6 protein-coding genes are annotated in these 9767 nt (G+C 57.2%); 5 read left to right on the top strand and 1 reads right to left on the bottom strand.

Features of this window, described 5'->3' with window-relative positions; translation table 11 throughout:
* Nucleotides 1-4242: a DNA-directed RNA polymerase subunit beta' gene (rpoC, locus tag GOV88_RS09330; protein WP_171240231.1), complete on the top strand. Its 4242-nt coding sequence runs from the start codon at nt 1-3 to the stop codon at nt 4240-4242.
* Nucleotides 4243-4600: 358 nt separating this feature from the next.
* A complete protein-coding gene (locus tag GOV88_RS09335; protein WP_171240232.1) occupies nt 4601-5488 on the top strand; it encodes a DMT family transporter in 888 nt (295 codons plus the stop codon).
* Here GOV88_RS09335 and GOV88_RS09340 read toward each other — a convergent pair.
* The gene (locus GOV88_RS09340) at nt 5430-6236 is read right to left on the bottom strand and encodes a putative rhamnosyl transferase (protein ID WP_171240233.1); all 807 of its coding nucleotides are present in this window, start codon (nt 6234-6236) and stop codon (nt 5430-5432) included. The two genes, GOV88_RS09335 and GOV88_RS09340, sit on opposite strands and share 59 nt — an antisense overlap.
* 398 nt (nt 6237-6634) lie before the next feature.
* Between GOV88_RS09340 and rpsL the strand changes: the two genes are divergently transcribed.
* The 3 genes from rpsL to fusA are packed head-to-tail and all read left to right on the top strand — an operon-like array spanning nt 6635 to nt 9628.
* Entirely contained in the window at nt 6635-7006 is a 372-nt protein-coding gene (gene rpsL / locus GOV88_RS09345; protein ID WP_005621086.1) for a 30S ribosomal protein S12, read from the top strand.
* A 15-nt stretch (nt 7007-7021) separates the two neighbouring features.
* The gene (rpsG, locus tag GOV88_RS09350) at nt 7022-7492 is read left to right on the top strand and encodes a 30S ribosomal protein S7 (RefSeq protein ID WP_010441203.1); all 471 of its coding nucleotides are present in this window, start codon (nt 7022-7024) and stop codon (nt 7490-7492) included.
* An 18-nt stretch (nt 7493-7510) separates the two neighbouring features.
* Nucleotides 7511-9628: an elongation factor G gene (gene fusA / locus GOV88_RS09355; protein ID WP_171124295.1), complete on the top strand. Its 2118-nt coding sequence runs from the start codon at nt 7511-7513 to the stop codon at nt 9626-9628.
* Nucleotides 9629-9767 lie beyond the last annotated feature (139 nt).

A 9767-nucleotide genomic window follows, 5' to 3' on the forward strand; every position in this document is an offset into this window, starting at 1 on the left:
ATGAACCAGGAAATCACCAACAACCCGTTCAACCCGCTGACGCCCCCGAAGGTCTTTGACGAGATCAAGGTCTCACTGGCGTCGCCCGAGCGGATCCTGTCTTGGTCCTATGGCGAGATCAAGAAACCCGAAACCATCAACTACCGGACGTTCAAGCCCGAGCGTGACGGCCTGTTCTGCGCGCGTATCTTTGGCCCGATCAAAGATTACGAATGTCTGTGCGGCAAATATAAGCGGATGAAGTATCGCGGCGTTGTCTGCGAGAAATGCGGTGTGGAAGTCACCCTGCAGAAAGTCCGCCGCGAGCGTATGGGCCATATCGAACTGGCTGCGCCCGTTGCACATATCTGGTTCCTGAAATCGCTGCCGTCCCGCATCGGTCTGATGCTGGACATGACGCTGCGCGATCTGGAACGAGTTCTGTACTTTGAAAACTACGTCGTCATCGAGCCCGGTCTGACCGACCTGACCTACGGCCAGATGCTGACCGAAGAAGAGTACATGGACGCGCAGGATGCCTATGGAATGGACGCGTTCACCGCGAATATCGGTGCCGAAGCTATCCGTGAGATGCTGGCCCAGATCGATCTGGAAGCCGAAGCCGAGCAGCTGCGCGCTGATCTGGCCGAAGCAACCGGCGAACTGAAGCCCAAGAAGATCATCAAGCGCCTGAAGGTTGTTGAATCCTTCCTCGAGTCGGGCAACCGGCCCGAATGGATGGTGATGACCGTGATCCCGGTCATTCCGCCGGAACTGCGTCCGCTGGTTCCGCTGGATGGTGGCCGTTTCGCGACTTCGGATCTGAACGATCTGTATCGCCGTGTCATCAACCGGAACAACCGTCTGAAGCGCCTGATCGAGCTGCGCGCGCCTGACATCATCGTCCGCAACGAAAAGCGGATGTTGCAGGAATCCGTGGATGCTTTGTTCGACAATGGCCGTCGTGGCCGCGTGATCACCGGCGCCAACAAGCGTCCGCTGAAATCGCTGTCTGACATGCTGAAAGGCAAGCAGGGTCGCTTCCGTCAGAACCTTCTGGGTAAGCGCGTCGACTTCTCGGGCCGTTCGGTCATTGTGACCGGCCCGGAACTCAAGCTGCACCAGTGTGGCCTGCCCAAGAAGATGGCGTTGGAGCTGTTCAAGCCGTTCATCTACTCGCGCCTTGAAGCCAAGGGTCTGTCTTCGACCGTGAAACAGGCGAAGAAACTGGTTGAGAAAGAGCGTCCCGAAGTGTGGGATATCCTCGACGAAGTGATCCGCGAACACCCTGTCATGCTGAACCGTGCGCCTACGCTGCACCGCCTTGGCATTCAGGCGTTCGAACCGGTTCTGATCGAAGGCAAAGCCATCCAGTTGCACCCGCTGGTCTGTTCGGCCTTTAACGCCGACTTCGATGGTGACCAGATGGCGGTTCACGTGCCTCTGAGCCTTGAGGCGCAGTTGGAAGCCCGTGTTCTGATGATGTCAACGAACAACGTTCTGTCGCCTGCAAACGGCGCACCGATCATCGTTCCGTCGCAGGATATGATCCTGGGCCTCTACTATGTGACCCTGGAACGCGAAGGCATGCCGGGTGAAGGCAAGGTCTTTGGTTCGATCGAAGAAGTTCAGCACGCGCTGGACGCCGGTGAAGTGCACCTGCACACCAAGATCACCGCGCGGATCACGCAGATCGACGACGAAGGCAACGAAGTTCAGAAGCGTTACGAGACCACTCCGGGCCGTCTGCGTCTGGGTGCGTTGCTGCCGATGAACAACAAAGCGCCGTTCGAGCTGGTCAACCGCCTGCTGCGGAAGAAAGAAGTGCAGCAGGTGATCGACACCGTCTACCGTTACTGCGGTCAGAAAGAGTCGGTTATCTTCTGTGACCAGATCATGTCGATGGGCTTCAAAGAAGCGTTCAAGGCGGGCATCTCGTTCGGTAAGGACGACATGGTCATTCCGGGCGATAAGTGGGGCATCGTCGATGACACCCGCGATCAGGTGAAAGACTTTGAACAGCAGTACATGGACGGCCTGATCACTCAGGGCGAAAAGTACAACAAAGTTGTCGATGCCTGGTCGAAGTGTAACGACCGGGTGACCGATGCGATGATGAGCACAATCTCGTCCTCGGATCGGGCAGAGGATGGGTCTGAACAGGAACCGAACTCGGTCTACATGATGGCACACTCGGGTGCGCGTGGCTCGGTCACTCAGATGAAACAGCTGGGTGGTATGCGCGGCCTGATGGCCAAGCCGAACGGCGACATCATCGAAACGCCGATCATCTCGAACTTTAAAGAAGGTCTGACCGTTCTCGAGTACTTCAACTCGACCCACGGTGCCCGTAAAGGTCTGTCGGATACCGCTCTGAAGACGGCGAACTCGGGTTACCTGACCCGTCGTCTGGTGGACGTGGCGCAAGACTGTATCGTTCGTGAGATCGACTGTGGCACCGAGCGTGCGATCACTGCCGAAGCAGCCGTGAACGATGGTGAGGTTGTCGCCTCGCTGGCCGAACGCGTGCTGGGCCGTGTGGCCGCAGACGATGTTCTGCGTCCGGGCACCGATGAGGTGATCGTGGCAGCCGGGCAGCTGATCGACGAACGTATGGCTGACACCATTGACGAAGCTGGCGTTGCCTCGATGCGCATCCGCTCGCCTCTGACCTGTGAGTCCGAGGAAGGCGTTTGTGCAACCTGCTACGGTCGTGACCTGGCTCGCGGTACCATGGTGAACACGGGTGAAGCTGTTGGCATTATCGCCGCGCAGTCGATCGGTGAACCCGGTACACAGCTGACCATGCGGACCTTCCACATCGGTGGTGTTGCGCAAGGTGGTCAGCAGTCGTTCCAGGAAGCCAACCAGGAAGGCGTTGTCGCGTTCGAAAACCCGCAGATTCTGGTCAATGCCGCAGGCGAAAGCCTGGTCATGGGCCGGAACATGAAGCTGGTGATCAACGACGAACACGGCGAAGAGCGTGCCAGCTTCAAGCTGGGCTATGGCTCCAAGCTGTTCGTCAAGGATGGCGCAACCGTTGCCCGTGGCGACAAGCTGTTCGAGTGGGATCCCTACACCCTGCCGATCATCGCCGAGAAAGCCGGTACTGCGAAATACGTTGACCTTGTTTCGGGCCTTGCTGTCCGCGACGAGACCGACGAAGCAACCGGTATGACCCAGAAGATCGTGATCGACTGGCGCGCCGCCCCTAAAGGCAGCGACCTCAAGCCCGAGATCATTCTGGTCGGTGAAGATGGCGAGCCGGTCCGCAACGACGCGGGCAACCCGGTTCACTATCCGATGTCGGTGGATGCGATCCTGTCAGTTGAAGATGGTCAGCAAATCGAAGCTGGTGACGTTGTCGCGCGTATCCCGCGTGAAGGTGCCAAGACCAAGGACATCACCGGTGGTCTACCGCGTGTGGCCGAACTGTTCGAAGCCCGCCGTCCGAAAGATCACGCGATCATCGCAGAAGCCGATGGTTACGTACGCTTTGGCCGCGACTACAAGAACAAGCGCCGCATCAGCATCGAACCGGCTGACGAGTCCATGGAGACCATCGAATACATGGTTCCCAAGGGCAAGCACATCCCGGTCGCCGAAGGGGATTTCATCCAGAAGGGTGAATATCTGATGGACGGTAATCCGGCTCCGCACGACATCCTGTCCATCATGGGTGTCGAAGCGCTGGCGGATTACATGATCGACGAGGTGCAGGACGTCTATCGCTTGCAGGGCGTGAAGATCAACGACAAGCACATCGAAGTCATCGTGCGCCAGATGCTGCAGAAGTGGGAGATCCTGGATTCAGGCGATACCACCCTGCTGAAAGGCGAACATGTCGACAAGCAAGAGTTCGACGCAGCCAACGAGAAGACCATCGCGCGCGGTGGTCGTCCGGCACAGGGCGAGCCGATCCTTCTGGGGATCACCAAAGCCTCGCTGCAAACGCGTTCGTTCATCTCGGCGGCGTCGTTCCAGGAAACCACCCGTGTGCTGACCGAAGCGTCGGTTCAGGGCAAGAAAGACAAACTGGTTGGCCTGAAAGAGAACGTCATCGTCGGTCGTCTGATCCCCGCCGGTACCGGTGGTGCGACCCAGGCCGTGCGTCAGGTTGCGCAATCGCGTGACAACGTGGTCATCGAAGCCCGCCGGGAAGAGGCCGAAGCCGCCGCTGCCCTTGCCGCTCCGGTCATTGACGACGACATGGTTGGTGATGAGCTGGACGTGGTGATCGACACTCCGGAAAGCCGCGAATAAGCGAACCTTTAGAACAATGAACAGGCCCTGCGGAAACGTGGGGCCTTTTCTTTTGGTCAAAGCCGTCGCCTTCGCCGGATGATGGGTGCCAAGCGCTGAGGGTTAAGACCAGAAAATCGAGCGCGAATACATTAAACGCACCTTTTGCCGATACGCTATGGATTGGTGGTGATGCGGTTATTGCCAGAAACCTTGAAGGTCTTTCTCGAAAATAGTCTCGGAAAAAATAGTAATCTCAAAAATAATTTTTAATTTCAGTATTTTATACAAAATGACAATTTTGCGTTTCGGGGTCGAGTATTGACTTGTCATGCTTCGTCCGCGCGAATGTGCAGGACGATATTCGAGTTTTGTTTCAATGACCCCAAACATGAAAGGCGCCCTGTTGATGATGGGCAGCATGGCTGCGTTTACCATCAACGATACCTTGGTAAAGGTTGCAGGGGCCGAGGTTCCTTTGTTTCAGATGGTGGCAATGCGGGGTGTTCTGGCGACGGTACTTGTTTTCTTGCTGGTTCGCCATTTTGGGGCCCTGCATCTGAATTTTCCGCGCCATGACAAATGGCTTGTCGCCGCGCGATGCCTGGCCGAACTGTCGGCCACATTCTTCTTTTTGACGGCGCTTCTGCACATGCCGCTGGCGAATGTGACGGCAGTCCTTCAGGCCTTGCCGTTGACTGTAACACTGGGGGCTGCGCTGTTTTTCCGCGAATATATCGGTTGGCGACGGGTCGCTGCGATCGGGATGGGCTTTGTCGGCATGTTGTTGATCGTGCGGCCCGGCCCCGAGGGTTTTAGCGTTTTCTCAATTTATGCGCTGATTGCGGTGGCTTCGGTGACTGCACGGGACTTGATCACACGACGCATGTCCAGCCATGTGCCTTCGCTTGTTGTGACACTCGCAACGACTGTGACGATTACGTTGGCTGCAAGTGTCGCCACGTTTGTAACGGGATGGCAGCCCGTGCCGACCGAGGCGGGCATTTTGGTCGCCTCCGCCGCCGTGTTTGTTCTGATGGGATACCTGTTCAGCGTTATGGTGATGCGCGAAGGGGATGTGGGTTTTATCGCACCTTTCCGCTATTCCAGCCTGATCTGGGCACTGGGGCTGGGTTGGGTGGTGTTCGGTGACTGGCCGGACGCAATTACAATGCTGGGCGCAGTGCTTGTCGTTGGCGCGGGTCTGTTTACGCTTTTCCGTGAACGCGCCGGACAGCGTCCTGTTCAATCGCGAAACGCGCGATAAACTCGCCTTCCTGTTCCGGGGTGAGGGGCAAAAGCTCGGCGCTTTTCTTGCGGGCGTGGGGTGAGTCGTTGAACTGGTTCAGTGTGCGTACCCACATTGGCGCATCAGGATAGCTGATCACCGGCATGAAATTCCCCATCCGGTAATGAGAGAAATTCATGATCGTCAGGTCACACCCGCCGCGCACATACATGCCCAAACCCACACCGAGCAAAGGCTGAAACTTCGGCGCTGCCAAAATCCCATTGGGACCGAACCGTGCAAGAAATCCGTTGTTGTAGTCGATTGCGACAGTTTTATTTTTTTCAATCAGCCCTTTGCCGTCCTGCAGGGCAATTCGCAGCCGTTCGACGAAATCAACGGATACTGCATCGTCGTCGTCATGACGGAATTGCAGACAAGGCGCATCGGGGTTTTCACGTGCGGCGTTCAGAACCTCTTTCATGACGAGGCGCTGTCGCTTGGGCTCTCGGGCGATGATCCTGATTTGCTTCATACCCGTCGTCAAATCGTGAAGCCGGTCAAAGGCGGGCTTGGGCAGGCAATCACCTATCACGACCAGCAGTTGAAAATCCTCGTCGGTCTGTTCTTTGAAACAGGGCAGGGTGGTTGTTTCGAACAGGCGAAACCGCTCTTCCAGACGAGCGGGGTTATAGAGATAGGCGCGGCGCTCTTCGATCGTTTCATGTTCGATCTGAAAGCCGCCATAAGCAGGGTAAGAAAAGCGGCACAAGCCGATAACTTGCATGTTTCATCCATGACGCGGGGCGTTGCCGGGGACTATGCCCACACGACCCGAAACTCGCAACGTCTGATGTGCTGGAAGTGCTGGGCAAACTGCGATAATTCAAGGCGAAGCCGTCAGTCGGGCACCAGATCGGGTGTGCTGTTGACACTTGGGCCGACTCCCCCTATTACGCGCGTCATCTCGGTACCGGGGGCCGCCCCATAACCGATTTCAGTAATGAACTGGTCAAGGCCCGGACAATTTTGCCGTTCGCGCCCTCTGATAACCAACCGCGACGTTCACCTCGGAATGGGAACGCTCGCGGGTTTTGCGCTTGTGGACGCATGAGTGCAGCAAAGTTTAACCGCACGCAATGCGCGTGCATGTCATGTGTGTTGCAAAACGGGGAAGAAACCGGAATGCCAACTATTCAACAGCTGATCCGCAAGCCGCGGCAGCCCAAAGTAAAACGCTCGAAGTCCATGCACCTGGAGCAGTGCCCGCAGAAACGCGGCGTCTGCACACGTGTGTATACCACCACACCGAAAAAGCCGAACTCGGCTATGCGTAAGGTTGCCAAGGTGCGCCTGACCAACGGGTTCGAGGTCATCTCGTACATCCCCGGTGAAAGCCACAACCTGCAGGAACACTCGGTTGTTCTGATCCGTGGCGGCCGTGTGAAAGACCTTCCCGGTGTGCGTTACCACATCCTACGCGGTGTTCTGGATACTCAGGGCGTCAAAGATCGTAAGCAACGTCGTTCGAAATACGGCGCGAAGCGTCCCAAGTAAGAAGGAGAGGCTGATATGTCACGTCGTCACGCCGCCGAAAAACGCGAAGTCCTGCCTGACGCCAAATTTGGCGACAAGGTTCTGACCAAATTCATGAACAACCTGATGATCGACGGCAAGAAGTCGGTCGCAGAGCGCATCGTTTACAACGCGTTTGATCGCGTCGAGAACAAGGTAAAGCGCGCACCGGTCGAAGTGTTCCACGAAGCGCTCGACAACATCAAACCGTCGGTCGAGGTTCGCTCGCGCCGGGTTGGTGGTGCAACCTATCAGGTTCCGGTCGAAGTCCGCCCCGAACGCCGCGAAGCATTGGCCATCCGTTGGCTGATCACCGCTGCGCGCGGCCGCAACGAAAACACCATGGAAGAACGCCTCGCCGGTGAACTGCTGGACGCTGTACAGTCCCGCGGTACCGCCGTGAAGAAGCGCGAAGACACCCACAAGATGGCCGAGGCGAACAAAGCCTTCAGCCACTACCGTTGGTAATCCAGAGGCTTATCAAAAATGGCACGCGAATATCCGCTCGAACTATACCGTAACTTCGGTATCATGGCGCACATCGACGCAGGTAAGACCACCTGCTCGGAGCGTATCCTGTATTACACTGGTAAATCCCACAACATCGGTGAGGTGCACGATGGTGCAGCCACCATGGACTGGATGGAGCAGGAGCAGGAACGCGGCATCACCATCACTTCGGCTGCGACTACCACTTTCTGGGAGCGCACCGAAGACGGTAAAACCGCCGATACCCCCAAGCACCGCCTGAACATCATCGACACCCCCGGCCACGTTGACTTCACCATCGAAGTTGAGCGTTCGCTGGCGGTTCTCGACGGTGCCGTCTGCGTTCTGGACGCAAACGCCGGTGTTGAGCCCCAGACCGAAACCGTGTGGCGTCAGGCTGACCGCTACAAGGTTCCGCGTATGGTTTTCGTCAACAAGATGGACAAGATCGGCGCAGACTTCTTCAACTGCGTTCGCATGATCGAAGACCGCACCGGTGCACGTGCTGTTCCGGTTGGCATTCCGATCGGCGCCGAGTCCGAGCTGGAAGGTCTGATCGACCTGGTCACCATGGAAGAATGGCTGTGGCAAGGTGAAGATCTGGGCGCAAGCTGGATCAAAGCTCCGATCCGCGACAGCCTGAAAGACATGGCTGACGAATGGCGCGGCAAGATGATCGAAGCGGCCGTCGAAATGGACGACGACGCGATGATGGAATACCTGGAAGGCAATGAGCCCGACGTTGAGACCCTGCGCGCCCTGCTGCGTAAAGGGACCCTGGACATCGCGTTTGTTCCGGTTCTGGGTGGTTCGGCGTTCAAGAACAAAGGTGTTCAGCCGCTGCTGAACGCTGTGATCGACTATCTGCCCAGCCCGCTGGACGTTGTTGATTACATGGGCTTCGCCCCCGGTGACGAAAACGAAGAGCGTAACATCGCACGTCGTGCAGACGACGACATGGCGTTCTCGGGTCTGGCGTTCAAAATCATGAACGACCCCTTCGTTGGCTCGCTGACCTTCACCCGGATCTACTCGGGCACCATGAACAAGGGTGACTCGATCCTGAACTCGACCAAAGGTAAGAAAGAGCGCATCGGTCGTATGATGATGATGCACTCGAACAACCGGGAAGAGATCGAAGAAGCGTTTGCAGGCGACATCATCGCGCTGGCGGGTCTGAAAGACACCACCACCGGTGACACCCTGTGTGACGCGAAAGAGCCGGTGGTTCTGGAAACCATGACCTTCCCCGATCCGGTGATCGAAATCGCGGTCGAGCCCAAAACCAAGGGCGACCAAGAGAAGATGTCTCAGGGTCTGGCCCGTCTGGCCGCCGAAGACCCATCCTTCCGTGTGGAAACTGATCTGGAATCGGGTCAGACCATCATGAAGGGTATGGGCGAACTTCACCTGGACATCCTGGTTGACCGTCTGAAGCGCGAGTTCAAGGTTGAAGCGAACATTGGTGCGCCGCAGGTGGCCTATCGTGAGACCATCTCGATGCCGGTCGAGCACACCTACACCCACAAGAAACAGTCGGGTGGTTCGGGTCAGTTCGGTGAAGTTAAGCTGGAAATCCAGCCGACCGAACCGGGCGAAGGTTATTCGTTCGAAAGCCGCATCGTTGGTGGTGCCGTTCCGAAGGAATACATTCCGGGCGTTGAAAAAGGCATCAACTCGGTCATGGACAGCGGCCCGCTGGCTGGCTTCCCCGTGATCGACTTCAAGGTTGCCCTGCTGGACGGTAAGTTCCACGACGTTGACTCGAGCGTTCTGGCGTTCGAAATCGCGGCCCGTATGTGTATGCGTGAAGGCATGCGCAAAGCTGGCGCGAAACTCCTGGAACCGATCATGAAGGTCGAAGTGATCACCCCGGAAGAATACACCGGCGGTATCATCGGCGACCTGACCTCGCGTCGCGGCCAGGTGTCTGGTCAGGAACCGCGCGGCAACGCGATCGCGATCGACGCGTTCGTTCCGCTGGCGAACATGTTCGGCTACATCAACACCCTGCGTTCGATGTCGTCGGGCCGTGCCCAGTTCACCATGCAGTTCGACCACTACGATCCGGTTCCGCAAAACATCTCGGACGAGATTCAGGCGAAATACGCATAAGACGGTGCGCCGGGCTAAGGCCCGGCCTACCAAATACCCGTAGGCCGGGCTTTAGCCCGGCACCCGCAAATTAAGGAGGCCATCATGGCAAAGGAAAAGTTTGAGCGTACAAAACCGCACGTCAACATCGGCACGATTG

The sequence above is a fragment of the Ruegeria sp. HKCCA5491 genome, from assembly GCF_013034565.1.
Taxonomy (GTDB): domain Bacteria; phylum Pseudomonadota; class Alphaproteobacteria; order Rhodobacterales; family Rhodobacteraceae; genus Ruegeria.

Excerpts from the sequence above, each read along its gene's own strand:
- rpoC (WP_171240231.1), top strand. The coding sequence starts at position 1 with ATGAACCAGGAAATCACCAACAACCCGTTCAACCCGCTGACGCCCCCG.
- GOV88_RS09335 (WP_171240232.1), top strand. The coding sequence starts at position 4,601 with ATGACCCCAAACATGAAAGGCGCCCTGTTGATGATGGGCAGCATGGCT.
- GOV88_RS09340 (WP_171240233.1), bottom strand. The coding sequence starts at position 6,236 with ATGCAAGTTATCGGCTTGTGCCGCTTTTCTTACCCTGCTTATGGCGGC.
- rpsL (WP_005621086.1), top strand. The coding sequence starts at position 6,635 with ATGCCAACTATTCAACAGCTGATCCGCAAGCCGCGGCAGCCCAAAGTA.
- rpsG (WP_010441203.1), top strand. The coding sequence starts at position 7,022 with ATGTCACGTCGTCACGCCGCCGAAAAACGCGAAGTCCTGCCTGACGCC.
- fusA (WP_171124295.1), top strand. The coding sequence starts at position 7,511 with ATGGCACGCGAATATCCGCTCGAACTATACCGTAACTTCGGTATCATG.